Genomic DNA, 23,505 nt, shown 5'->3' with positions numbered 1-23,505 from the left:
CCGCCCCGAGCAGAGGGAACCGGATCGCGTCAGCACACGACGAGGAGGATCATCATGGCCACCGGCGAAACCGGCTTCGACGACGTCACCTACGACCTGATCTCGGTGCAGTACCACTCCCTCAAGGCAGGCCACGACTACGGCCAGTACGTCCGGGACGCAGAGAACGCCGGCCAGGCCGACATCGCCGCGTTCTTCCGGCAGGTCATGGAGGAGGACTCCACCCGCGCCCATCGCTGCCACGAGTTCCTGCGGAACCTGGGCGGTACCGACAACACCAGCCCACAGCAAGGTACCGAGTGACGCCGCGGGACCCGGCCCGTCTCCGAGCGTGAGGGGGTGACGATGTCCGACGACACTCTGTCGCTGCTCAGGGACCCGTACGGGTTCATCGGCCGGCGCGCTCGGCTCACCGGCCGAGACGCCTTCGAGACCCGCCTCCTGGGCAGGCGAGCGGTGTGCGTGACCGGGCCCAGGGCGGCCGAGCTGTTCTATGACGAGGCCCGGTTCACCAGGGTCGGAGCGGCGCCCCTGCCGCTGCAGCTGACACTCTTCGGTCGCGGCGGGGTCCAGGGCCTCGACGGGCCGGATCATCGACACCGCAAGGCTCTGTTCAGCCATTTCATGGAGCGCGAGCAGGTCGAGGGGCTGGTCGCAGCCTTCACCAAGCACCTGGAGCAACAGATCCAGGGATGGACCACGCGCGACACGGTCGCGCTCTACCCCGAGTTCCAACGGGTGCTGGTCCTGGCTGTGTGCGAATGGGCTGGCATTCCCCTCTCCGAGGCCGAGCTGGGCCCGCGGACGCGTCAGCTGGTGTCGCTCTTCGACGATGCCGGCGCGCTCGCCCCTCGCCACCTACGCTCCGTGGTGGCCCGCCGGCTCGCCGACCGCTGGGCGGAGGACCTGATCAACGATGCCCGGGCACCTGGTGCACCACTGGTTCCCGACTCGCCGGTGGCGCTGGTCGCGACGTACCGGACACCGGCCGGTGACCTGCTGCCCGCCCGCATCGCCGGTGTCGAGCTGCTCAACCTGCTCCGTCCGACGGTGGCGGTCTCGGTGTTCCTCACCCTGGTCGGGCAGGCGTTGCGTGACCATCCCGAGTGGCGCGACCGCCTGCGAGCAGACAACAGCCTCGACGACGCGTTCGTGCAGGAGGTACGGCGGTTCTACCCCTTCTTCCCTGCGGCGATCACCCGGGTGCGCCGGGACTTCGAGTGGCACGGCGTCCACTTCGGCAAGGGCCAACGGGTGCTTCTCGACCTCTACGGCACCGACCACGACGATCGCACCTGGGAGGACCCGCACCGGTTCGACCCGATGCGGTTCCATGGCGACCCGCCCGGGCCGTTCGCCTTCGTCCCGCAGGGAGGCGGCGAGCCGCAGACCCACCACCGCTGCCCGGGCGAACCGATCACCGTCGCCCTGATGAAAGCAGGCACCGAGCTGCTCGCACGCAGACTCGACTACGGGTACGGCGACCCTGCCGAGCAGCTGGACACGACCCGGGCACCAGCGCTTCCCCGTCACGGGTTGTTGCTCCACCGACCGCGCGAGCGCACGACGGTCTGACCTCGACGGCAAGGTGAGGGCAACGGATCCCGGCAGCTCCGGCGACCGACACCCGGATCGCCGTCCGGGCCGGGTCGACGCGCCGCCGGACGCCGCGTGCGTGCCGGACGAACGGGTACCGGTCGTGGATGAACACGTCCTACCCCTACGACCCCGAGCTTCACCCGGCCGGCTCCAGCGCCGCTGACGGACAGTGCTCGTGGCACGGCGCCGAGGGCTCCCAGGAGGCCGGCTGCGAGGGTGAGCCGGTCGTGTCCTTCCAGGACGACCAGGGACGCTGGCAGTCGGGATGCCAGCGGGCTCTCGAGGAGCTCGTCGAGCGCGGGCAGATCGAGCCACTGGGTCAAGGCGCATGAGCGAGTCCGGGACGACTGCTCCCGAGCCGGACGAGCTGGAGATCTTCGACGTCCTGCCGGAAGGATCGGCGACCAGCCTCCTGGCCTGTCGGGTGTGCGGCGCCCTCGTGCCCTCGGAGCGCGGCTGTCCCCGCGTTCACTGGGACTGGCACGAGGCGACCAACGGGGCCTGAGCTCCCCCGGCTGGACCGCGACACCTCACACGGACCCGGCGCCCGACCGCCCGGATCTGCGGAGACGGGCAGCACGCTCAGGCGGACGCTGTCGTGTCGTATCCGGTGGCGCGAATGGTCCTGGCGGGCACACCCGCGACGACGGTGTCCGCGGGCACGTCCTTGGTGACGACGGAGCCGGCGCCGACGATGGCGCCGTCGCCGATCGAGACGCCGGGCAGCACGGTGACCCCGGCGCCGAGCCACACGTGGCGTCCGATGAGCACCGGGCTCGGGCTCATGTCGGCGCGGCGGTCAGGATCGATGGCGTGGTTGAGCGTGGTCAACGTGGTGCCGTGCCCGATGAGGGTGCCGTCGCCGATGGTGATGCCGCCGGTGTCCTGGAAGCGACAGCCCAGGTTGATGAACACGTCCTTGCCGAGGTGCAGGTTCTTGCCGAACTCGCTGTGGAAGGGCGGGAAGACGGTGACCGAGTCGTCGACCGGCCGGCCGGTGAGCCGGCCGAGGAGGTCGCGTACCTCGTCCGGGTCGTGGTACCCGGAGTTGAGCTCCGCCGTGATCTGGAACGCCTCCTGTGCGGCATCATGCATGAATTCGTGGTGGGCGGACCCGCCCTCGATGAGCGCGCCGCTGTTCACGTGCTGGAGAAACTCCCGGAGCTGCATCGAAGTCACCTGGCCTCGAGGGTGGCGGTGACCGCACCGTCCAGCGCCGCGATGCGCTCCGCGGCGATGTCGTCGAGACGGCCCAGGACGACGATGCCCGGGAAGTAGGACTGGTCGCCGTAGTAGAGGACGAGGTCGTTGCCCGGCGCGTAGTAGCCGAGGTCGCCGATCTCGGGGTCCGCACCCTCGGGCTGGCCCTCGAGGGACAGCGGCCCGGGCAGCGGTCCGGTCTTCTCCACCCCGCCGTGGTCGATCATCTCGATGGTGACGGGCAGCTGGGCGAGCAGGTCCACGCTGGCGGCGCTGTGATCGAGCGTGGCGGTGAACTGCTGGTCGCCGATCCTGATGCCGATCCGCATGATGGTCTCTTCTCCGGCCGGGGCGGCCTCGGGGCTGTCGGTCCGGTCGCCGGTTGTCGGATTCCCGGTGGGGCTCGGAGCCTCAGGGCTTGCGGACGCACAGGCACCGAGGGTGATCGGCACCGCGAGAGCCAGTCCGGTCGCCGTCGGACGTGCGCGGGCGGTGACGGTCATGGCAGGAGGAGCACCTTGGTGGCGGTGCGCTGGTCCATGGCCTGGTAGCCCTCGGCGGCGCGGTCGAGCGGGAGGGTGAGGTCGAAGACCTTGCCCGGGTCGATGGCGCGGTCCCAGATGAGCTTGATGAGCTCGGGCAGGTACTGCCGGACCGGCGCGGGTCCGCCGTGGAGGTGGACGCCGGCCATGAACAGCTCGTCGCCGGGGATCGCGACGTCGTGGGAGACGCCGACGAACCCGACGTGCCCGCCGGGGCGGGTGGAGTGGATGGCCTGCATCATGGCTTCCTGGGTGCCGACGGCCTCGATGACCGAGTGTGCGCCGAGACCGTCGGTGAGCTCCTTGACCTTCGCGACGCCGTTCTCGCCGCGCTCCTCGACGATGTCGGTGGCGCCGAACTCCCTCGCCAGCGTCTGACGGTCGGCATGCCGGCTGAAGGCGATGATCCGCTCAGCGCCGAGCTGCTTGGCCGCCAGGATGCCGAGCAGGCCGACCGCGCCGTCACCCACGACGGCGACGGTCTTGCCGGGCCCGGCCTCGGCCGCGACGGCTGCGAACCAGCCCGTGCCGAGCACGTCGGACGCCGCCATGAGCGACGGGATCAGGTCGGGTTCGGGCATGCCCGGCGTCGCGACCAGGGTGCCGTCGGCGAGCGGGATCCGGGCCAGCTCGGACTGGGTGCCGATGGTGCCCATGAGCACGCGGTGCACGCAGTAGGCCTGGTAGCCGGCGCGGCAGATCTCGCAGGTGTTGTCGGAGGCCCAGAACGAGCCCACGACGAAGTCGCCGACCTCGATGGTGCGGACCTCGTCGCCGATCGCCTCGACCACGCCGACGTACTCGTGGCCCATCACCTGGTGCTCGACCGGTTCAGCGCCCCGGTAGGGCCACAGGTCGCTGCCGCAGATGCAGGTGGCGCTCAGCCTGATGATCGCGTCGGTGGGCTCGATGATGACGGGGTCCGCGCGGTCCTCGACCCGCACGTCCCCGGGTGCGTGCATGACTACCTGGCGCATGGCGTTGGTCTCCTCTTCTCGGTGCTGGTCCTACTGCTGGTTCGGCGGCCTCCGCCGCACCCCGACGAGTGAACACGCTCCTCCGCGCGTGTAGGAGTCACTGTCGAGGGGTGCATTGGCAGGGCACCCCTCGAGGCCGTGATCGCGGCGTCGAGCGGCTTAGGCTCGACGACGTGGACAACCGACAAGAGGTGCGCGAGTTCCTCACCACCCGGCGCGCGCGCATCACGCCGGACCAGGTCGGCCTCGCGACCACCGGCAGCCGCCGCGTGCCGGGCCTGCGGCGCAGCGAGGTCGCGACGCTGGCCGGCCTGAGCGTGGAGTACTACGCCCGGCTCGAGCGCGGGCAGATCGCCGGCGCCTCCGCAAGCGTCCTGGAGGCGCTGGCCCGCGCACTCCAGCTCGACGAGACCGAGCGCGCCCACCTCTACGACCTCGCCCGCGCCGCCGACGGGATCCCCACCAGCGGCCGGCCACGGCGTCGTACGCCGACCAAGGCCGCGTCGCGGCTCAGCCTGCAGTGGGCGCTGGAGGCCATCACCGACGGCGTGGCGTTCGTCCGGGACCCGCACCAGAGTCTGCTCGCGACCAACACCCTGGGCCGGGCGTTCTACTCGCCTGTCATCGGCGACGGTGGCAGGACCCCGAACCTGGCCCGGTTCCAGTTCCTCGACCCCGCCTCGCGCGAGTTCTACCCCGACTGGGAGCTCTTCGCCGAGATGTGCGTCGGCATCATGCGCTCCGAGGCCGGCCGCGACCCACACGACCGGGGTCTGCAGGACCTCGTCGGCGAGCTCTCCACCCGCAGCGACACGTTCCGCCGCCTGTGGGCGGCCCATGACGTCCGCACCCACGGCACCGGCACCAAACGATTCCAGCACCCCATCGTGGGCGAGCTCAGCCTCGCCTACGAGGAGCTCGCCATCACCGCCGAGCCCGGACTCGTCCTCCTCGTCTACACCGCCGAACCCGGATCACCCTCCGCCGAACGCCTCCGGCTGCTCGCCTCCTGGGCGGCATCGGAGCACGCGTCCATCCCCAGCGACCACTCCTAGGGAGGAGTTCCACCACCACCATGAAGCTCACCCGCAGCTCCACCGACACCGCGACCGGTCCCGCCGACTGGTTCACCGGCGACGTCTACATCGACGGCATCCGCAACCCCGACGACCAGTCCGCGGTCGGCTGCGCCCACGTCCGCTTCACACCCGGCGCCCGCACCGCATGGCACCACCACCCCAAGGGACAGACCCTCTACGTCACCGACGGCATCGGGTACGTCGCTCGCCGCGGCAGCCGGCCACAGGAGATCCGCCCCGGCGACGTGGTCTACATCGAGCCCGGCGAGGAGCACTGGCACGGCGCCACCCCCGGCCGCTTCATGGCACACGTCGCCATCCAGGAAGCCGACGACCACGGCGACGTGGTGACCTGGCTCGAGCACGTCACCGAGGACGAGTACACCCAGCGCGATCAGCACTGATCGGGCTACCTGGACGTCATGCTGACGGGCTCCGGCTCTTGACGATCCGGCTGGGAGCGTACGGCTGGCGGCGGAGTGTTCCGCCCGTGCGAAGGGCCCTCACAGTCAGCGTCTGAGTGCCCTTCTGCCTGTGTGGCAGCAGGAGCTCGCCGGTGTTCGCTCACGACGTCGAACGTCGCTCCTCCCCAGCCTCACAAGGCGAATGGCGGCGCAGGTGCCGCCCGTTGCTCATGGCGGTCCGGTGCCAGGTCACCGCGATCCGTGCCCGCCGGTGGTCGAGCGGTGCTCCAGGGCGGTGACGAGGCGCGCGGCGACGTGGGCCGCTTGACGTAGGTCGTCCTCGGACCAGTCGGAGAGGAACTCCTCGTAGACGGCTCGCGCGGTCTGCTTCGTCCGTCGGTGGCGGGCTGCCCCAGGACGAGTGGCCTTGACCAGGACGGCGCGGCCGTCGAGCGGGTCGGTGGCTCTCGCGACCAGGCCCATCGACTCGAGCCGGCGCACCTGGGTCGTCATGGTCGACCGGTCGACCTCCTGCCAGTCGGCGAGCGCGGAGAGGCGCACCGGTCCGGTGTCGGTGATGCGGCCCAGGAGCCACGCGTCCGTGGCCGACAGGGCGGGCTCGGCGTCCGCCAGCATGGCCCGTCGGACATCGCTTCGCGTGAACCAGCGCACCACCATCGGCACGGCCCGCTCCATGACGGCCGCCGCGGCGACCACCGCCTCTGCTCGGCTCTCATCACTCATGTAGTGAGACTAGCCCAACCATTTTGGTTTGATGAGTCCAACTGTTATGGTTGAAACATCAACCGCTAGTGCAGAAGGAGTCCCGATGACGACAGGCACAGTCGCCCCGACCGAGTTCGCGGCCGAGACCGCCATCGACATCGGGACCCTCGTCAGCGACGTCGCTGAAGACGACGTGGTCGACATCTGGGGTCATGGCTCGTTCCCGGCCAGCGACCCGCCGGCCAACTGGTGACCGGCGCAACACCGCGCCGGGCTCGCAGTCGAAGACGAACACGAAGAGGAAGACGAAGGAGGACAAGATGAGCAGCAGTTCCGTCAAGCACCGTGGCTCCATCGGGCCGGTGGCCCGCGAGGGCATCCCCAGCGAGGTCGACGTGGTGATCGTCGGCTCCGGCGGGGCCGGCCTCATCGCCGCGCTGACCGCCGCGAAGGAGGGCGCCCAGGTCGTGGTCGTGGAGTCCCGTGAGGTCGTCGGCGGCGCCACCGGCATCTCCGCCGGTGCGGCTTGGATCCCCAACCACGGCTTCTCCACCGAGGCGCTGAACGTCGACGACGACCTGGACCAGGCCCGCCGCTACATCTACGGACAGGGCCGCGGAGAGGTCCTCGACCACGCGCTGGTCGAGCAGTTCCTGCAAACCGGACCCGAGGTCGCCCGCTACATCGAGGAGCACACCGCCTTCGGATGGATCCCGACCATCTGGCCGGACTACCGCTCCGACATCGACGGCGCTTCCGTGGGGCGCGCGCTGTTCCCCGGCCCGTACTCACCCGCCGGCTTGGGCGAGGCCGCGAAGTACGTGCGACCGGCTCTGACGACCGGCATGGCCAAGAACCCGCTGCCGTTCTGGCTGCTCGCCGGCATCGGCGTCAAGGACGCGTGGCTCGCGGGTCCGGCACTCGTGGGGGCCCTGCTCGAGGCCGGGCTCCGCAACGGGGTCGACGTGCGCGTGGAGGCACCGGCGGTCCGGCTGGTCACCGACGAGGCAGGGGTGCACGGTGTCGTCGTCCGCGCCGAGGGCGTCGAGCACGAGGTCCGGGCCCGCCGGGGCGTCGTGCTGGCCAGCGGTGGTTTCGAGAGCTCGGACGAGAAGACCACCACCTACCTGGACGCACCGTTCGGTGTGCAGGTCTCCCCGAAGGGCCACGACGGCATCGCGGTCCAGCTCGCGCAGGAGATCGGTGCCGACCTGACCGGCATGGAGGACGCCTGGTGGATGCCCGGCGTGCAACTGCCTGGCGAGGAGCTGGAGGGACAGCCGCTCAGCCGCGTGTTCCTGGGCGAGCGGGCGCTGCCGCACAGCATCATGGTCAACGCCGACGGCGAGCGATTCGCCAACGAGGCGCTCGCCTACGACCAGTTCGGCCGGATCATGCGTGAGGTCGACCCGCGGACAGGGTTGATGCCGAACGCGACGGCCTGGCTGGTCTTCGACCACACCTACTGGAAGAAGTTCGGCATCTTCGGAGTCACTCCCGGCGGCGAGGTCCCGGACTACCTGCACCGGGCCAACACTCTCGCGGAGCTCGCGAGCCAGATCGGCGTCGACCCTGATGGCCTGCAGCGCACTGTCGAACGGTTCAACCCCGACGCCCGGCGCGGCCGGGACTTGCAGTTCGGTCGCGGCGAGACCCTCTTCGACCGGTACTTCGGCGACTTCCACCCCCGGCTGGGCAAGTACTCGCCCGACGCGATGTTCCCCGCCGCGACCGCGAAGGTCCGCGGGCTGGTGGCCGCGGCGATCGGGCCGCTGGTGAGCAGGCTCGCCGGCCGGGTCGCGAAGGCCGACGACCCCGAGCGGGTCCGCTCGTTGGTGGTCGGTCCGCTGGCGAAGATCATCCGGCCGGTGTTGAAGAGCCCGCGGTCGAGCGTGCTCGGTCCGGTCGAGACCGCGCCGTTCTACGCGCTCAAGGTCGAGGCCAGCGCGCTGGGCACCGTCGGAGGTCCGCGCACCGACGCCCTGGGCAGGGCGCTCGACACCGACGGCAAACCGATTCCCGGCCTGTACGCCGCTGGCAACGCCGGCGGCGCACCGACCAAGGGGTTCTACGGAGGCGCTGGCGGAACCATCTCCCTCGGCCTGGTCTTCGGCCACCTCGCCGGGCGTGAGGCCGCCAACCACACCGGCTCTGACACCGGCCTTGACGCCGCGCGCGAGGCTGTTCCTGAAGTCGCCAACGACGCGGCGCGCGCACCGGTCGACGCCTGAACCACCCGGCGTTGCCCTCGACAGCCGCGACTCGCACAGCGGCCGAGGGCAACGCCGGCACCGACCGTGCCCGCACCCTGAACCCCACCTCCCGGCACCCTAGGTGCCCCGAGGTCTCCCTACCCACTGGCAGAACGGAGGAGGACTCACCATGTCCGACAACGGCTACATGATCTGGTTCGTAGCGACCGCGGCGATGATCATCGCCGTCCTCACCATCGGCACACTCGCCGCAGCCGGCCTCATCGGCGACGACAACAGCCCGACCCGGCCAGCGCCCGATGCCCGCGCCAGCGATCACCGCGATGACCGCGGCCCCGAGAGGACCCGGGACGACGACGCCGCAGCGGCGGCCGCCGCCGGCGAGCGACGGCTCGAGGCTGAACCCACTGACGCGGACCCCACCGTTCACGCGGCCCGCGCGTACGCGAACGCTGGCAGGCAGCGATGAAGACCTACCGGCTCATCTGGACCGCCGCCGTCTCCATCCTGGTGGCCCGCGGCCTCGTGCTTGGCATCGAGCACACCCGGGTCCCGACCACCGTGATGTTCCTGCTCGGCGCCGTCGCCGGTGCCGTCTGGACGCTGCGCCGCCGCGGCCGCCGCGCCGGTCTGACCGCGGTCGCCGCAGGTGCCGTCTCGGCGGCGGTGGTCGGGCACGCCGAGGCCCTGGGCGCGGGCCTCCTGCTGATCGTGATCATGGCGGTCGGGAGCGCACCCGGCGTTCTGACAGCACGCGACCGCATGGCCGCCGTGCCGTCGCGTACGGCGCGGACGTTGGACGCGCTGACGCGTGGGCTCGCCCCATGGCTCCGGGATACGTGCCGGCATCACCGTTGAGCCAGCTCACCGACGAGCAGCTGTGGGACGCGTGGCGCGAGACCGAGGCCGCGCTCCACGCGCTCCACGCGCGCCGCGCGCTCCCCGGATCGGTCCCGACGGCCGACGTCCTCGAGCTCGTCGACCGGCGCCAGGCCTACCTCGAGGAGCTCGAGCAGCGGGACCCGGCACACGTCACCGGCCTGCTCGCCCCCGGGGCGCCGGTCGACTGGGACGACGCCGTACGGCGGCTCGCCTCATGACCGTCCAGAGCGCCGGGTACCGCTGCGGCGAGCTGAGGATCGGAGTGCCATGAGCGTGCCGGCCTGGGTGTGGGGCCTGACCGTTGCAGCGATCGTCGCGCTCCTCGCCTTCGACTATGTCTTCCACGTGCGCAAGGCTCACGTGCCCTCGCTGCGCGAGGCTGCGACCTGGTCGGCGCTCTACGTGGGGATCGCGCTGGTCTTCGGGTTCGGAGTGCTCGTGTTCGGCGGAGGCACGGCCGGGTCGGAGTACTTCGCCGGCTACGTCACCGAGAAGGCCCTGTCGGTCGACAACCTGTTCGTGTTCCTGATCATCATGGCCAGCTTCCGGGTGCCTCGCGAGGATCAGCAGAAGGCGCTGCTGTTCGGCATCACCTTTGCGCTCATCGCCCGCACCGGCTTCATCTTCCTCGGCGCGGCGCTGATCAACTCCTTCGCCTGGGTCTTCTACCTCTTCGGCCTCATCCTGATCCTCACGGCGGGCAACATGGTCAAGCCCGACGGGGAGGAGTCGCACGCCGGTGACAACATCGTCGTGCGGCTGGCGCGCAGGTTCATCCACACCACGGACCACTACGACGGCGACCGACTTGTCACCGTTCACCAGGGCAGGCGTGCGATGACCCCGATGCTGCTCGTCATGGTGGCCATCGGCGGCACCGACATCCTCTTCGCGCTCGATTCCATCCCGGCGATCTTCGGACTCACCCAGAGCAGCTACCTGGTGTTCACCGCCACCGCCTTCTCGCTGCTCGGTCTGCGCCAGCTGTTCTTCCTCATCGAGGGCCTGCTGGATCGGTTGATCTACCTCTCCTACGGCCTGGCCGCCATCCTGGGGTTCATCGGCATCAAGCTGATCCTCCATGCGCTACACGAGAACGACCTGGCGCCCATCAACGACGGCCGCCCGGTGCCCGTCGTGGAGATCACCACCGCGGTGTCGCTGAGCGTGATCATCGGCGTGCTGGCCGTGACCGTCGCCGCGTCCCTGCTCAGTCCGGCCGGCCGTGCGCAGACCGCCATCGGCAACGCCCGCCGGCACGCGACGGCGTACCTGGACTCCGAATACACCACCGACCCCGCCGAGCGGGAGCGGATCTTTCGACTCCTCCTCGCCGAGCGCGACCAGCTCCTCGCCCTCGGACCCGAGTACCGGGACACGGTCCGCCAGGAACCAGAGCTCATGGCGCTCCTCGAGCGCGCCCGCGACAGCCACGACGAGGCGGTCGAGCGCGGCGAGGCATCACCCGTCGGGCCGACCAGGATCATCGGCTCGGCGACATGACCGACCACCGCCCGAAGCCCGCCATGGCCAGGGCGAACGTCGACAACACGGAACGGAGGACCCACCGTGCACGGATTCCTTGAAATGATGGCGCTAGTGGTGTTCGTGGTGACCGTGACCGGTCTGCTGCTCACCGGGGTCGTCTCCACCGCCCTCGCCGCAGACCGCCGTGCTGCAGACCGCCGTGCCGCAGACGGCGGTGCCGCTGACCGCCGCGGCGCGGACAGCGGGACGACTTCGGGGAACGCACGTGTGGGCGGACCCGCCGGCGCACGCGCGGCCGGACTCAGCGCTGAGGGGCGGCCCGAGCGCCGGCCGGAGCAGGCGGCCCGCACATGATCCGGGGCGGAACCGGCCAGCACGAGACGCCGGCCGTCCGGCGCTCCCTGTTGGTCCAGCTCGCGGCACCCGTGCGGCAGTTCCTGAGCACGGAGGCCGGCAGCGCGGGACTGCTGCTCGCCGCGACCGCGCTTGCGCTGGTCTGGGCGAACTCGCCGTGGTCGGAGTCGTACGTCTCGCTGTGGTCGGCCACTGCCTCGATCTCGGTGGCGGACTGGAACCTGTCGATGGACCTAGCCCACTGGGTGAACGACGGCCTGATGGCGGTCTTCTTCTTCGTGGTCGGCCTGGAGGTGCGCCGCGAGTTCTCCGTCGGCGCGCTGACCGACCCTCGGCGGGCCGCGATCCCGGTGATCGCCGCGATCGGCGGCCTGGCCATCCCGGCTCTGGGATACCTCCTGCTCGCGCCGAGCGACGCGAACGGCGCGTGGGGCGTGGTCATCGGGACCGACACCGCGTTCATGCTGGGCGCTCTCGCCGTAGTCGGGCCACGCCTGGCCACGCAGCTACGGGTCTTCCTCCTGACCCTCACGGTCATCGACGACATCGTGGCGGTCAGCGTGATCGGTGTGTTCTACAGCGACTCCCTGCGCCTCTCGGGGCTGGTGCTCATGGCGGTGTTCGCGGCGGTGATGGCGTTGATGAGCCGCTACGGCGTCTGGCCCGCGATGCCCTACCTGCTGGCCGGCCTCGGGCTGTGGCTGGCGACGCTGCACGCGGGCCTGCATGCCTCCATCGCCGGCATGCTCGGCGGCCTGCTGATCGCTGCCCATCTCCCGCGCCGCGATGCCGTCGAACGCGCGGTCAGGCGCTTCCGCGCGTTTCGCCAGTCGCCGGGCGTCGAGGCCGGCAGAACCGCTCACCGTGAGCTGGTGCGTGCGGTGTCGGTCAACGAACGCCTGCAGATCCGGCTGCATCCGTGGGCCAGCTTCGTCGTCGTCCCCCTCTTCGCCCTGGCGAACGCCGGGGTCGACCTGCGCGACGGCGTCCTGACCGACGCGCTGACCTCACGCCTGACCTGGGCCGTGGCGATTGCTCTGGTCGTCGGCAAGCTCGTCGGCATCACGCTGGCGTCCTGGGCAGGGGTGCGCGCTGGGCTCGGCAAGCTGCCGCAGGGCGTCGGGTTCGGTCACGTGACGGGAGGCGCCGCGCTGTCGGGGATCGGGTTCACGGTGTCCCTGCTGATCGCCGGCCTCGCGTTCCCCGATCCCATGAACCACGGCCGGGCCGTGGTCGGCATCCTGGTCGCGGCGGTGCTCGCGACCGCCGCCGGCTGGGTCGCCTTCCGCGCCGCGGCGGTCCTGCGCGGCCAGACCGACGCCGACCTACCCCGGCGCCTGGACCCGCCGGTGGACCCCGACCGCGACCCGATCCGCGGCTCGGCCGAGGCCCCCATCACCCTCGTCGAGTACGGCGACTACGAGTGCCCCTTCTGCGCGGCCGTCACCGGCGTGGCCGACGAGCTGCGCGCCCGGTTCGGCGACGGCATCCGCTACGTGTTCCGCCATCTCCCATTGGCCGACGTGCACCCGCACGCCGAGCTCGCCGCCCGAGCCGCCGTCGCAGCCCAGGCCCAAGGACGCTTCTGGGACATGCACGAGACACTGTTCGCCCACGCAGCCGACCTGGACTACGAGGACCTGGCTGGCTACGCCGGGCAACTCGGACTCGACGTCGAACGGTTCCTCCGCGATCTCGAGGCCGACCACACCGCCTCCCGGGTGCGCGAGGACATCGCAAGCGCCGAGGCCAGCGGGGCCCGAGGAACCCCGACGTTCTTCATCAACGGCGTGCGGCACACCGGCCCACACGACGCCGAAACGATCACGCGCGCACTCTGGGCGACCCGGAACTCCGCCGGTGCTGGAACGGGGCCCGTCGAGAGCCGGTGAACCGGTAGCCCGGCGCCCACACCGGGCGGTGCCGAGCCTCGTCGGCGTACACATGGCATTCCCAGACCTGTCCGGCGCGCGGCAGACTGGCACGGGTAACCACCGTGGGAGGCCTCGCGACAACGCGCACGGGCCGTGGTTCCGGAGGACGCGTGATGGCATCGAGAGGCGGGATCCGAGCGTGAGCGACCAGAGCACGAACGTCCAGGCAGCCGGGGGGCCGTCGATCATGCCGGCGGCGTTCTTCGGACACGGCAACCCGATGAACGCCCTGTCGGACAACCGCTACACCGCCGCGTGGAGGGCGTTCGGCCAGTCCGTCCCGCGGCCCCGCGCGATCCTGGTGGTCAGTGCGCACTGGTACATCAACGCGACCGCGGTGACCGCGATGCCGCGGCCCCGCACGATCCACGACTTCTACGGGTTCCCGCAGGAGCTGTTCGACGTCGACTACCCCGCCCCGGGGATGCCCGAGCTCGCCGCCGAGATCAGCGACGTCGTGCACCCCACCTGGGTCGGGGCTGACGTCGACAGCTGGGGCATCGACCACGGCACCTGGTCGGTGCTCGTGCACGCGTTCCCCGACGCCTCCATCCCCGTGGTGCAGCTGAGCATCAACGCGGACAAGCCCCTGGACTACCACCTCGACCTGGGTGCGAAGCTCCATACCCTGCGGTCACGCGGGGTCCTGGTCGTGACGAGCGGCAACGTGGTCCACAACCTGCGCGGCATGGACTGGAACCTCGCCGACGACGGCTACGACTGGGCGCAGCGCTTCGACGAGGCCGCCAAGGAGCAGATGCTCAACGACCCCACGGGGTTCGCGGCGCTCGACGCGCACCGCGACTACGCCCACGCCGTCCCCACCCCGGACCACTTCATCCCCGCGCTCTACCTCGCCGGGCTCGCCGACGCCGCCGGCCAGTCCAGCGACACCCGGGTGCTCGTCGACGGATACGCCTACGGGTCCCTGTCGATGACCGCCTACACGATCGGAATGTCCTCCCCGGCGACCTCGCCGGCCGGTGGATCCCCACAGCCGCCTCTTGACGTACCGCCCGACGGGTCGAACATCTAGGCGAGCCCCTCTGCTTGGTTTCCTGAGCGCCGGGTAGGGGGACGAGGTGGACACGTCGTCGCCGCTGTTCTTGGTGCTGGACCTGACCGGCGTGTTCGCGTTCGCGCTGAACGGCGCGCTGACCGCCATCCGGGTCGCCCGGTTGGACATCGTCGGCGTGCTGACCCTGGGCATGTTCACGGCGCTGGGTGGGGGCATGGTCCGCGACATCCTGCTCGGCGCCCTGCCCCCGGCGACCTTCCGCGACTGGCGCTACCTCGCGGTCGCCGCGACCGGCAGCCTGGTCGCGTTCGCCTTCGGCCGCGGCCTCGACCGCATCTCCAACGCGATCGTGATCCTGGACGCGGCCGGTCTGAGCCTGTTCGCGGTCAGCGGCGCACTCAAGGGGATGGACTTCGACGTAGGTGTCGCCCAGGCCACCATCCTCGGGGCGATCACTGCGGTGGGCGGCGGCACGATGCGTGACGTCCTCATCCGGGAGGTCCCGGCCGTCCTCACCAGCGGTCTCTACGCGATCCCGGCCCTGGTCGGCGCGTTCATCGCCGCCGGAGGTGCACAGCTGGGAACCCCAGCGCTCCCGACCGCGCTCGTCGCAGCCGGGACCTGCTTCGCCATCCGCATGCTCGGCGTCGTCCTGGGCCTCGACGCCCCCGGACCCCCGAGGACCAGGCGCGGCGCATGATGGACTCATGACCGACGCCCCAGTGACCGCCGTCCTGGACGGTCTCGCGACCGTGCGCGGCTGGCAGGAGGACTTCTACCGCGACCTGCATGCACATCCCGAGCTGCCGCACGCGGAGCGTCGGACCGCCGGTCAGGTCGCCGGGCGGATGCGAGACGCCGGGTACGAGGTGCACGAGCAGGTCGGAGGCACCGGCGTGGTCGGCATCCTCCGCAACGGCGAAGGTCCGGTCGTGCTGCTGCGCGCCGACATGGACGCACTCCCCGTGCGCGAGGACACGGGCCTCCCCTATGCGAGCACCCAGGTCACCGACGACGGGACGCCGACGATGCACGCGTGCGGTCACGACGTACACGTCACCTGCCTCCTCGGTGCCGCCACGCTGCTCAGCGACGCCCCCGAGCAGTGGTCCGGCACGGTCGTCGCGCTCTTCCAGCCCGCCGAGGAGGCCGCCGACGGCGCCCGTGGCATGGTCGCCGACGGCCTCGTCGAGCTCGTCGGCAGTGTCGACGTTGCGATGGCCCAGCACGTGCTCCCGTTCCCCGCCGGGACCCTCGGCACCCGGCCCGGGCCCGCGCTCTCCGCGGCGGACAGCATGCGGGTCACGGTCCACGGTCGTGGCGCGCACGGGTCCATGCCCCAAGCGGCCGTCGACCCCGTCGTGCTCGCCGCGATGATCGTCGTCCGGCTCCAAAGCATCGTCGCCCGCGAAGTAGCCCCCACCGACACCGCAGTGCTCACCGTCGGCAGCATCCAAGCCGGAACCAAGAGCAACGTCATCCCGGACCGCGCCGTGCTGCAGCTCAACGTCCGCACCTACGACGAGCAGACGCGCACCAAGGTGCTCGAAGCCATCGAGCGGATCGTGCGCGCGGAGTGCACGGCGTCCGGCTCGCCGGCGGACCCCGAGTTCGAGCTGTTCGACCGCTACCCGCTGACCCGCAACGATCCCGAGGTGACCGGCCGGGTCGCCGCCGCCTTCGCGGACTTCTTCGGCCACCGCGCCCGCGAGCTGCCTGCACAGAGCGCCAGCGAAGACTTCAGCGACATCCCGGCCGCCCTCGGCGCGCCGTACACCTACTGGTTCTTCGGCGGCACCGACCCCGATGCCTACCGTGCCGCGGAGGAGGCCGGCCGCATCACCGACGACATCCCCGTCAACCACTCCGCCACCTTCGCTCCGGTCCTCCAGCCGACCCTGGACACCGGGACGCAAGCGCTTGTCGTCGCCGCCATGGCCTGGCTGCAGCACAGTCCGTCGGCAGACTGACCCAGGAAGTGGTTCGCTGGATGGGCCCTGTCGAGGCGCACCCTCGCCGGAACAGGTCGTCTCGGGGTCGTAGGTAGCCCCAGCACCTGGGCAGCGGCGGGCGGACCGCCCAGGTACGGCGGCCCGGGATGCACCACCACATCAGGCCTGGTCCACCTCCGCCACTGCAAGGAGCGAAGCCTGCTTCTCGGATGTGACTGGTCGGGCGCCAAACCGTGTGGATGGTCGCACAAACAGAAGTGGCCCTCACCATCAATGGTGAGGGCCACTCCATCGCGTAGCGGGGGCAGGATTTGAACCTGCGACCTCTGGGTTATGAGCCCGCTGACTCCATGTTCCTCGTGTCGCACCCTGTTGCCGCGTGATCACCCTTTGCCCAGCCAGGGCCCGTCAGTGGGGCGCAGTCCAGGCGCACCTGGTTGCCAAGTGTTTCGCGACGTTTCGGCGTCTTTGGTAGTCAGATCGGTAGTGAGGACGTCGCGTCCGCCTGCTGCGGCGGCTGCCCTGGCCACCTGCTGGCTGCGACGCTTCGGGCGATTGCCTGCGCGAGTGCGGCAGCGTCGGGGTGTCACCAGTCGCTGGTACGCAGCAACACGAGCGGAAGCCTCGCGAAAGGCCCGACCCGACGCGTCGTGTCACTTCGAGAGCAAGGTCTATGCTTGCCAACGCGGATGGGCTGGCCGGGCGACCGCGTGGCCTTCCTTCGGGAAGGCTTCGAGGAAAGTCCGGGCTCCACAGGGCAGGGTGGTGGCTAACGGCCACCCGGGGAAACTCGCGGGACAGTGCCACAGAAAGCAAACCGCCTCTTCTCGCTCCCGCGGGGAGAGGTAAGGGTGAAACGGCGGTGTAAGAGACCACCAGCGGACTGGGCGACCGGTCCGGCTAGGTAAACCCCACCCGGAGCAAGGTCAAGAAGTTCGGAGCCCTCGGGCACTGGACGCGCGTGCGTTCGAGGGCGGCCCGCCCGAGTACGCGGGTAGACCGCTAGAGACGACGGGCAACCGGCGTCGAAGATGGATGGTCGCCACTCCTTCGGGAGTACAGAACCCGGCTTACGCGCCAGCCCATCCGCACCAACCCGCCTCACGCGGCGTTGAATGTCCTCAACGCCGTCCCAACTCGGCATCGATCGCCAACCTCGTGCGGTCGTCCGAGTCATGCCACAGGTGCGCGTAGGTCTCCAACGTCTCACTCGGGGACGCATGCCCCAAACGGGCCTGCACCGTCCTCGCCGACTCGCCGTAGCGGATCAGCAGTGACGCGTAGTAGTGCCGCAGGGCGTGCATGCCCGTTCCCGTCAACTCGCTCAGCCCCGCCGACTTCGCGGCTGGCCGCCACACATGACCGAACGCCGAGCGCACGATCGGCTCGCCAGCGAGCGTGAACGCCAGGCCATCTTCGGCAACCTCGCGGGCGCGCAGATGCTGGTCCAGCGCCTCGACCACCACCTGCGGCAGTGGGATGATTCTGCGGCTCGCCGCCGTCTTCAATGGCCCGAACGCTGTCGTCGGACCAGGCAGGGTGCGGAGTTGACGGTCCACGATCACCACCGGATCGGTCGTGTCGAGCCGCAGCCGGTCACGGGTCACCCCGAACACCTCGCCCTGGCGCATCCCGGTACCGGCTGTGAAGGTTACGAGTGCTCGAAGTTCGCGGGGAACTTCGTTTCGGAGCCGGGCGACCTGCTCGGTCCGAAGCGGCACCACCAGTCGCCGCTCCCGCTGACGAAGGCGCGTGCCCTCGCACGGATTCGTCGCCAGCCTTCGGTCCCGGATCGCCGCGAGGAAGATAGACGAGACGATTCCGTGGATGACCCGCACGGTCGATGGTGCCAGCCCGTTGGTGACACTGAGCGTCTGCACCCACGCCTGAATGTCGGAGTGCACGATCGTATCGAGCCGTCGGCTGCCGAGCGTCGGGTAGACGTGACGTCGCAGCACCGTCTCCACGTGCGCGGTGCTACTCGGGCGGTGAAGCCGCATCGACCGCCACTCCTCGGCGTAAGCACGCAACGTGATCCGGCCTATGCCGGTGTGGAGGTGTCGCCGACCATTAATCGAAGCGGTCATCTCGTCCAGCCACCGCCGGGCATCCTCTTTCTCGATGAAGTGTCGAGCGTGTTCGAGTCCGTCCGAGTCCCGATACCGTGCCCGCCAACGTCCGTTCGGACGCCTGTTCACACTCGCCATCGGCCCTCAAATCCCATGATCGTATTTGGGGTGCGGGAGTGTCTCAGCAGTGGCTGACCCACGGGCGCGTGGGGCGCGTGGGCGAACGGCGACCGTGGCGGTAGGGCGCAACGACAGGAAGGGGCCTACTAGGCTTCTGGGTCACCAGGAGCCGTCAAGGCTCTTTTAGAGACCCCATGCCGACCCGTTGGAACCACCTCGTCGCCGATACTCAGTTCGCGAGCGAGCTGGTGGTCGCGGGCATTCGTAAGCTCTGCACCCGTTTCGCCCGGGGGTTGCCGCGCTGGCATACGCCACACTGGCGTCACGATGACGACCTGGACTATCGCACTCACAGCCGCTGGCGCTGTCGGCACCTTCGCTCTGGGCATGTTCGCCGACGCGTGGCGGACGCGCTTGGGAATCAAAGCTGCAAAGAACGAACGAGACGACCTCCGAGCAATCGCACGGCAAGACCGACGCGACGAGTTTGAGGTTGCCGCCCTGCTCGAGCTTCAAGACGTGATCGTGATGATGGCTCGACAAGTCGGGATCGGGCACAACTCGGATGAGATGCATTACCGAGCCACCGGGTCTTGGAAAGCGGGGGCGCCTCTTCTTCCGGACGAAGCGGGAGGCGAGAAGAGTCTTGAAGTTGGTCGTTCCTTCTTGCGCCTCAAACCCCGGGTTCCGTCAGCTGACCTCAGACGAGTCCTCGACGACTTCCACCGCTCATGCAAATCTGCCCAGTTGACTCCGGATGGCGACGGCACGAACGACGCCTCCATGCGGAGCGAGGCCATCCGTCGATTCGAGTCGATGGCTGACCATCTTGAAGTAGCGCAAGACGCCATTGGAGCTCGGATCAGAGAGCTGTACGCGTACTGACGAACCTACGATACTGAGGGGCCGTCAGGTTTCACGTCGCCTCGACCGAGGGTGCCGCGCTGGTCTCGGCCGCGTTTGGCTCGGTTGCGTCGAGGCGAGCACATGAGCGCGCCAGGCGGTCGTTCGCTCCATCACATCTGCTCCGAAAGCTTGCGAGAACCCAGCGCCTGGCTCGCGGCCCTCATCCGAGCGCTGTCACTGCAGTCCTGCTGGCGCGACGGGATGTCACGAGTCAAATAGTCAGCCCGCTGACTTTCGCCACTAGGGCACTGATTTCCCGTTCCAGCTCACCCGCCGGGCGAAGTCCCTGGTCCTTCATGTGCTGCGCCACAGCGGCAACATGCCGAGTCGTCGTCAGGTCAAGGCCGTACCGATGCTTCAGCCACGGTTTAAACGTGTGTGGCTTGTTGGGGCGCGTGGCGAGGACTTGACGCCAGCCAGGGAAGCCAGGGGCTCCCAGACGGATGGCCGTCTCGCTGAGGTAGCAAACGATGTCGGGTCGCTCCAGCGGGATCTCGGCGAACGTTCGGCCCCGTCGACGCGCCTCCCTGCGGAGGTAACGCAACTTCTTCTCTTCTGGCGTCGCGTCGTTCGTATCCATCCGCCCGAGACGGACGTTGTCGAGCATCACAGTCAGATCGACGTCCACGTACCGCTCGACGAAGTCGAGATCCGCCATTGAACCGATGTTGTGAGTTCCTGACATGCGAATGATCGCGATTCCTGCGGCCCTCAGCGACGGACCGAAGAGGGTCTCCAACACCACCTGGTCGTGCTCGCCCTCGACGACCAAAATGTGCGCGATGCCGGCCAACAACTCACCTCGGGTGATGCCGAGGTCACGTGCTAACTCGCTTCGCACGACAGCCGTCGCGTCATCGACAACGTGGACCCGCCCGTCACGCACGTGAACTGTGCGCCAGTCCGGGCGGTCAACGAAAGCGGCGCTGTGCGAAGCGATCACGATGTCCTCGCCTGAGTTTCGCAGAGTCTCCAACGCGGCAGCGACAGACCGCTCAGCTTTCGGGTGGAGGTGCGCCTCGGGCTCGTCAATGACCCGCACCACAAGCTGTGAGTCCAAGGCTGTGAAGTAGGGCATCAGCACTCTGGTCAGCTGCTGGCTCATCGGGTCGGTTTTGTATGTCGTCGCGGCCTTCTCAACCAGCGCAGGCTCGAGCGCGCCCAACAGCGCGTCGAAGGTTTGCCTGTCCCAAAATTCGTCACGAACGATTTGCAGGTCCGCCTCTGGATGATCCAAGACTGCTCGTTCTAGCAGGTCATCAGGGAGTTTCCCCACGAATGTTGCGAAGAGCTCGGCACGTGAGGTCAGCGCATTCAGCTCGCGAGACATGCTGGCCAACGCCTCGTCTACCCACCGACGCTGGCCAGCAGAAAGTCGGTCCAGCACTGTGCCGGCCCCCACAAGCCCGAGGTCGACGACTCGGCCGCCCATCCGCACTCCGATGCGCCAGTCTGCGTCATTGCTGCCCTCGCTCTCGAGGATCACGTCTGGCGCAGTAGCTGCCAACTCCGTCGCCCCTGCTCTGGCTGCCAGCTCATGGAGCAGCCAGTGGGCTGACCCGCTCGGGTCCTCCGGCGTGGCAGCCACCGGCAGTACCTCGTCGAGGCTCTTCACCAACAGCTCCAACTTCGGCAGGGCGCGGATGAATTGGTCGTGAAGCTCGTTGTGGACCTCCTCCTCAGAGCGGCCAGCGGGGAGCCACTGCAGGGAGGCCGGTGGGCGCATCGTCGGGGACAACGTCAAGACGCCAGGGTCGGTAGCCATCGCTAGTGACGTGTCCAACGTGGCGGACAGCAGGGTGCGCGCGAAGACCCGCCTGAAGTTCTGCTCATCGATGCTTTGAAGCGTGTAGCGAACCGTGGCTGCGGCCCAATCTGTCGAATTTGGATCGAATTCTGTCGCCTTGCACCACTCGGTGTCGGCCCTGAGCTGTTCGTAGTCCGTACCCGGCCAGTCCTCGGGGTCGAATAGGAGCGCGCGCTCATCATGCAGGGGCATGCGGTGGTGGTCCTCTGCCAGCACGAGGGAGATGCCTGGGGCGGCCGAGAAGTCCATTCGGGCTGCGCCCCGTCGCAGGGTCGCCTCAGTGCCGATCAGGAGCGCTAGCGCTTCGAGGATGTTGGTCTTTCCGCTGCCGTTCGCCCCTACCAGTGCGAGACCTGAGCGCCAAGGGATCCAGACGTCTCGCAGGTTCTTGTACGCAGGGATGTGCACGCCCAAGATGCGTGGGTCGACCCGATTAGCTGGCTTAATATGGTCCATCAGTTCCCCTTGCGCCGTTAGGCCGATCAGTTCGCCCGGAGTCACCTGCACCTGTCGACTGGCTCAGGAACAATGTTATTGGCGGTTACGGCGACACCTTACGTTCGACGACGCGGTGGGGACCGCACATCCGAGTACGCTGCTGGGCCGTACGTCGGCCGCTGCCAGCGAGTTCGGAGCCCCGGATTCCGATGTCTCGGTCCGATTACTCTGGGAGCGTGCGACCTGCGGTTTCTGGGCATTGGGCCCGCCGACTCCGCGTTCAGGACGTTTCGCGGCGTTCCCGGCGGGCCGCTGTCCGCCCTGGTCAGTCCGCATTGCGGCCTGATCTTGTTTCCTGACGACGCCAGCTGTTTCAGCGGTTTCGCGGTCGCTGGTAGTCAGGTTGGTAGTCATGGCGTGCGCCGACCGGACTAGGTCACCAGTCGTTGTTGCGGTCGCGGACGTCCCTGATGACGCGTACGACGTCCAGGGGGTGTTCGCGTCGCCAGGCGGCCAGGTGACGGCATGCACGTGTGGCTAGCGGCGGGGGCGTGTGGGTGCGGGCCAGGTGCCAGGTCAGCGCCTGTTCGGCGTACCAGGCGTTCGCGATCGGGCGGGCGGACCGGATGGCGGTCATGGCGTCCACGGGCTGCCATCCCAGGGTCAGTAGCGCGGCGAAGGCGACGCTGGGGCTTCGGTTGATGCCCATGTGGCAGTGCACCAGGACCCGACGCCGGACGTGATGGCTTGGACAACCCAGTCGGTAGTGCGTTCCCACCACGCGCCGGACACGGTCTGTCCGGCGTCGTCCTGGCCGTCCCACAGGTAGTGGACGTCGGGCATATGGCCCCACAGATAGCTGTCGTTGGCTTCCAGACGGACGTCCAGAACGTGGGTAACCCTTGCGACGTCGACAAGTTCCACCGCCTGCTGGATGGCCTGCTGGTTATCCACGTCTAGGTCACCCCCGACGGCCAGGAAGTCGGTGATGAAGTCGGCGTTGGCGGTTTTGAATTTGTAGGTCACGTCGTGCCCCCGGTGCGTCGCTGCCCGCCACCGGTTGGCGGGGTCAAAAGTACCGACGCGGAACCGGAACGGGATCTGACAGACGCGCAGTATGGGGTTGCCAACCTTCCTATGCTGTCTGCGATGGACCACGCCGATCTGATGACGCTGGCCCAGCAGATCGTCCGCGCACAGGCCGGTCGGGCTGGGCTGGATGCCCATGCCACCGACGACCTGACGCAAGACGTGCTGTTCAAGTACCTGCGCGCCTGGCCCGGCACCGACGAACCCGACAACCCCGCGGCGTGGCTGCAGCGCGCGGCCGGGAACGCGGTGATCGACCACCTGCGGCAGGGCATACGAAAGCCCGCCGACAACTTCGGCGAAGGCGGGGACGATCCAGTCGCGTTGTTGATGGCGACGCTGCGGGCCGCGGGAACGCCTTCGCTTGCGGTCGTTGGCGATGGCGTCTGCAAGGCGGCGCTGGACCTAGTGCCAGCGGCGGATGCCGATGTGCTGCGGCGACGCTTCGTGGATGGGGTGTCGGCCGCTGACCTGGCCACCGAATACGGCGTCAGCCGCGCCGCGATCGACCAGCGGGTGGCACGGGCGAAGGCGCGGATGCGCGACGCGTTGGCGGATCGTCCCGACCTGGTGGCGGCCCTGCAGTCCGGTCACCAGCACGTCTACCTGTCGGATCATCGGTTTCGTTGACCGTCCAGTGAGCACACGCCCAGGCGCCCTCCGCAACGATGTCGCGCGGGGTGCTGGCAGCCTTTCCAGCGCCACCCC

Annotated in this window: 26 protein-coding genes and 1 other RNA gene; 19 read left to right on the top strand and 8 right to left on the bottom strand. The window is 69.2% G+C overall.

The genetic code is table 11. From position 1 onward, the window contains the following. The first annotated feature begins 54 nt into the window (after positions 1 to 54). The 4 genes from ACVW2K_RS10970 to ACVW2K_RS10955 all read left to right on the top strand — a co-directional run bounded on the left by ACVW2K_RS10970 (position 55) and on the right by ACVW2K_RS10955 (position 2,104). On the top strand, positions 55 to 303 hold the full coding sequence (locus ACVW2K_RS10970; protein WP_028637048.1) for a hypothetical protein: 249 nt from the start codon (positions 55 to 57) through the stop codon (positions 301 to 303). A 42-nt stretch (positions 304 to 345) separates the two neighbouring features. Beyond that, a complete protein-coding gene (locus ACVW2K_RS10965) occupies positions 346 to 1,575 on the top strand; it encodes a cytochrome P450 (RefSeq protein ID WP_457202534.1) in 1,230 nt (409 codons plus the stop codon). A gap of 128 nt (positions 1,576 to 1,703) precedes the next feature. After that, the gene (locus tag ACVW2K_RS10960; protein WP_028637049.1) at positions 1,704 to 1,931 is read left to right on the top strand and encodes a hypothetical protein; all 228 of its coding nucleotides are present in this window, start codon (positions 1,704 to 1,706) and stop codon (positions 1,929 to 1,931) included. Beyond that, on the top strand, positions 1,928 to 2,104 hold the full coding sequence (locus ACVW2K_RS10955) for a hypothetical protein (RefSeq protein ID WP_155992022.1): 177 nt from the start codon (positions 1,928 to 1,930) through the stop codon (positions 2,102 to 2,104). Before ACVW2K_RS10960 ends, ACVW2K_RS10955 begins: the two co-directional genes overlap by 4 nt. 77 nt (positions 2,105 to 2,181) lie before the next feature. Here ACVW2K_RS10955 and ACVW2K_RS10950 read toward each other — a convergent pair whose 3' ends face one another. From ACVW2K_RS10950 to ACVW2K_RS10940, 3 genes are all read right to left on the bottom strand, one after another. Then, complete coding sequence (locus ACVW2K_RS10950) at positions 2,182 to 2,769, bottom strand: sugar O-acetyltransferase (protein ID WP_457202533.1); 588 nt, start codon at positions 2,767 to 2,769, stop codon at positions 2,182 to 2,184. 5 nt (positions 2,770 to 2,774) lie between these two features. Beyond that, positions 2,775 to 3,128 (bottom strand): cyclophilin-like fold protein, encoded by a 354-nt coding sequence (locus tag ACVW2K_RS10945; RefSeq protein ID WP_457202532.1) that lies wholly within the window; start codon positions 3,126 to 3,128, stop codon positions 2,775 to 2,777. Positions 3,129 to 3,298: 170 nt separating this feature from the next. Next, positions 3,299 to 4,318 carry a zinc-dependent alcohol dehydrogenase family protein gene (locus tag ACVW2K_RS10940; RefSeq protein WP_457202531.1) on the bottom strand — a complete coding sequence of 340 codons (1,020 nt, stop codon included), beginning with the start codon at positions 4,316 to 4,318 and terminating at the stop codon, positions 3,299 to 3,301. Between the two features lie 173 nt (positions 4,319 to 4,491). Here ACVW2K_RS10940 and ACVW2K_RS10935 point away from each other — a divergent pair, with 173 nt between their 5' ends. Together ACVW2K_RS10935 and ACVW2K_RS10930 are read left to right on the top strand one after the other, a co-directional pair. Beyond that, positions 4,492 to 5,373 (top strand): helix-turn-helix transcriptional regulator, encoded by an 882-nt coding sequence (locus tag ACVW2K_RS10935; protein ID WP_457202530.1) that lies wholly within the window; start codon positions 4,492 to 4,494, stop codon positions 5,371 to 5,373. Positions 5,374 to 5,393: 20 nt separating this feature from the next. Continuing rightward, complete coding sequence (locus ACVW2K_RS10930; protein WP_457202529.1) at positions 5,394 to 5,801, top strand: (R)-mandelonitrile lyase; 408 nt, start codon at positions 5,394 to 5,396, stop codon at positions 5,799 to 5,801. Positions 5,802 to 6,050: 249 nt separating this feature from the next. On the opposite strand, the gene ACVW2K_RS10925 is transcribed toward ACVW2K_RS10930, so the two are convergent. Beyond that, positions 6,051 to 6,545, bottom strand: coding sequence for a MarR family winged helix-turn-helix transcriptional regulator (locus ACVW2K_RS10925; RefSeq protein ID WP_457202528.1), 495 nt, complete (start codon positions 6,543 to 6,545; stop codon positions 6,051 to 6,053). 85 nt (positions 6,546 to 6,630) lie between these two features. Here ACVW2K_RS10925 and ACVW2K_RS10920 point away from each other — a divergent pair, with 85 nt between their 5' ends. The 11 genes from ACVW2K_RS10920 to rnpB all read left to right on the top strand — a co-directional run bounded on the left by ACVW2K_RS10920 (position 6,631) and on the right by rnpB (position 17,457). Continuing rightward, a complete protein-coding gene (locus tag ACVW2K_RS10920) occupies positions 6,631 to 6,780 on the top strand; it encodes a hypothetical protein (RefSeq protein ID WP_155992023.1) in 150 nt (49 codons plus the stop codon). Between the two features lie 67 nt (positions 6,781 to 6,847). After that, positions 6,848 to 8,758: an FAD-dependent oxidoreductase gene (locus ACVW2K_RS10915; RefSeq protein ID WP_457202527.1), complete on the top strand. Its 1,911-nt coding sequence runs from the start codon at positions 6,848 to 6,850 to the stop codon at positions 8,756 to 8,758. Between the two features lie 151 nt (positions 8,759 to 8,909). Next, complete coding sequence (locus tag ACVW2K_RS10910; protein ID WP_457202526.1) at positions 8,910 to 9,209, top strand: hypothetical protein; 300 nt, start codon at positions 8,910 to 8,912, stop codon at positions 9,207 to 9,209. Then, positions 9,206 to 9,598, top strand: coding sequence for a hypothetical protein (locus tag ACVW2K_RS10905; protein WP_457202525.1), 393 nt, complete (start codon positions 9,206 to 9,208; stop codon positions 9,596 to 9,598). Before ACVW2K_RS10910 ends, ACVW2K_RS10905 begins: the two co-directional genes overlap by 4 nt. Beyond that, complete coding sequence (locus ACVW2K_RS10900; RefSeq protein WP_457202524.1) at positions 9,595 to 9,840, top strand: hypothetical protein; 246 nt, start codon at positions 9,595 to 9,597, stop codon at positions 9,838 to 9,840. Before ACVW2K_RS10905 ends, ACVW2K_RS10900 begins: the two co-directional genes overlap by 4 nt. A gap of 49 nt (positions 9,841 to 9,889) precedes the next feature. After that, positions 9,890 to 11,125 (top strand): TerC family protein, encoded by a 1,236-nt coding sequence (locus tag ACVW2K_RS10895; RefSeq protein ID WP_457202523.1) that lies wholly within the window; start codon positions 9,890 to 9,892, stop codon positions 11,123 to 11,125. Between the two features lie 335 nt (positions 11,126 to 11,460). Beyond that, complete coding sequence (gene nhaA, locus ACVW2K_RS10890) at positions 11,461 to 13,356, top strand: Na+/H+ antiporter NhaA (protein WP_457202522.1); 1,896 nt, start codon at positions 11,461 to 11,463, stop codon at positions 13,354 to 13,356. A gap of 181 nt (positions 13,357 to 13,537) precedes the next feature. Beyond that, the gene (gene ygiD / locus ACVW2K_RS10885; protein ID WP_231496181.1) at positions 13,538 to 14,434 is read left to right on the top strand and encodes a 4,5-DOPA-extradiol-dioxygenase; all 897 of its coding nucleotides are present in this window, start codon (positions 13,538 to 13,540) and stop codon (positions 14,432 to 14,434) included. 46 nt (positions 14,435 to 14,480) lie between these two features. Continuing rightward, positions 14,481 to 15,116: a trimeric intracellular cation channel family protein gene (locus ACVW2K_RS10880; RefSeq protein WP_028637061.1), complete on the top strand. Its 636-nt coding sequence runs from the start codon at positions 14,481 to 14,483 to the stop codon at positions 15,114 to 15,116. A gap of 7 nt (positions 15,117 to 15,123) precedes the next feature. After that, positions 15,124 to 16,386 (top strand): amidohydrolase, encoded by a 1,263-nt coding sequence (locus ACVW2K_RS10875; RefSeq protein WP_457202521.1) that lies wholly within the window; start codon positions 15,124 to 15,126, stop codon positions 16,384 to 16,386. 672 nt (positions 16,387 to 17,058) lie between these two features. Beyond that, positions 17,059 to 17,457, top strand: an RNA gene (gene rnpB / locus ACVW2K_RS10870) — RNase P RNA component class A. Positions 17,458 to 17,489: 32 nt separating this feature from the next. Here the strand turns inward: rnpB and ACVW2K_RS10865 are convergent. Then, a complete protein-coding gene (locus ACVW2K_RS10865; protein WP_457202520.1) occupies positions 17,490 to 18,455 on the bottom strand; it encodes a tyrosine-type recombinase/integrase in 966 nt (321 codons plus the stop codon). Between the two features lie 429 nt (positions 18,456 to 18,884). On the opposite strand from ACVW2K_RS10865, the gene ACVW2K_RS10860 reads away from it, so the two are divergent. Next, the gene (locus ACVW2K_RS10860) at positions 18,885 to 19,442 is read left to right on the top strand and encodes a hypothetical protein (protein ID WP_457202519.1); all 558 of its coding nucleotides are present in this window, start codon (positions 18,885 to 18,887) and stop codon (positions 19,440 to 19,442) included. Positions 19,443 to 19,674: 232 nt separating this feature from the next. Here the strand turns inward: ACVW2K_RS10860 and ACVW2K_RS10855 are convergent, their stop codons facing one another. The 3 genes from ACVW2K_RS10855 to ACVW2K_RS10845 all read right to left on the bottom strand — a co-directional run bounded on the left by ACVW2K_RS10855 (position 19,675) and on the right by ACVW2K_RS10845 (position 22,734). Next, positions 19,675 to 21,777 (bottom strand): AAA family ATPase, encoded by a 2,103-nt coding sequence (locus tag ACVW2K_RS10855; protein ID WP_457202518.1) that lies wholly within the window; start codon positions 21,775 to 21,777, stop codon positions 19,675 to 19,677. A 367-nt stretch (positions 21,778 to 22,144) separates the two neighbouring features. Continuing rightward, positions 22,145 to 22,354, bottom strand: a complete 210-nt coding sequence (locus tag ACVW2K_RS10850; RefSeq protein ID WP_457202517.1) for a hypothetical protein — start codon at positions 22,352 to 22,354, stop codon at positions 22,145 to 22,147. Positions 22,355 to 22,371: 17 nt separating this feature from the next. After that, the gene (locus tag ACVW2K_RS10845) at positions 22,372 to 22,734 is read right to left on the bottom strand and encodes a hypothetical protein (RefSeq protein WP_457202516.1); all 363 of its coding nucleotides are present in this window, start codon (positions 22,732 to 22,734) and stop codon (positions 22,372 to 22,374) included. A 123-nt stretch (positions 22,735 to 22,857) separates the two neighbouring features. On the opposite strand from ACVW2K_RS10845, the gene ACVW2K_RS10840 reads away from it, so the two are divergent. Continuing rightward, the gene (locus tag ACVW2K_RS10840; RefSeq protein ID WP_457202515.1) at positions 22,858 to 23,427 is read left to right on the top strand and encodes an RNA polymerase sigma factor; all 570 of its coding nucleotides are present in this window, start codon (positions 22,858 to 22,860) and stop codon (positions 23,425 to 23,427) included. The last annotated feature ends 78 nt before the right edge of the window (positions 23,428 to 23,505 follow it).

It is taken from the genome of Nocardioides sp. HB32 (genome assembly GCF_054058995.1).
The sequence above is the reverse complement of the archived record's forward strand: the minus strand, read 5'-3'. Positions and strand labels throughout refer to the sequence as shown.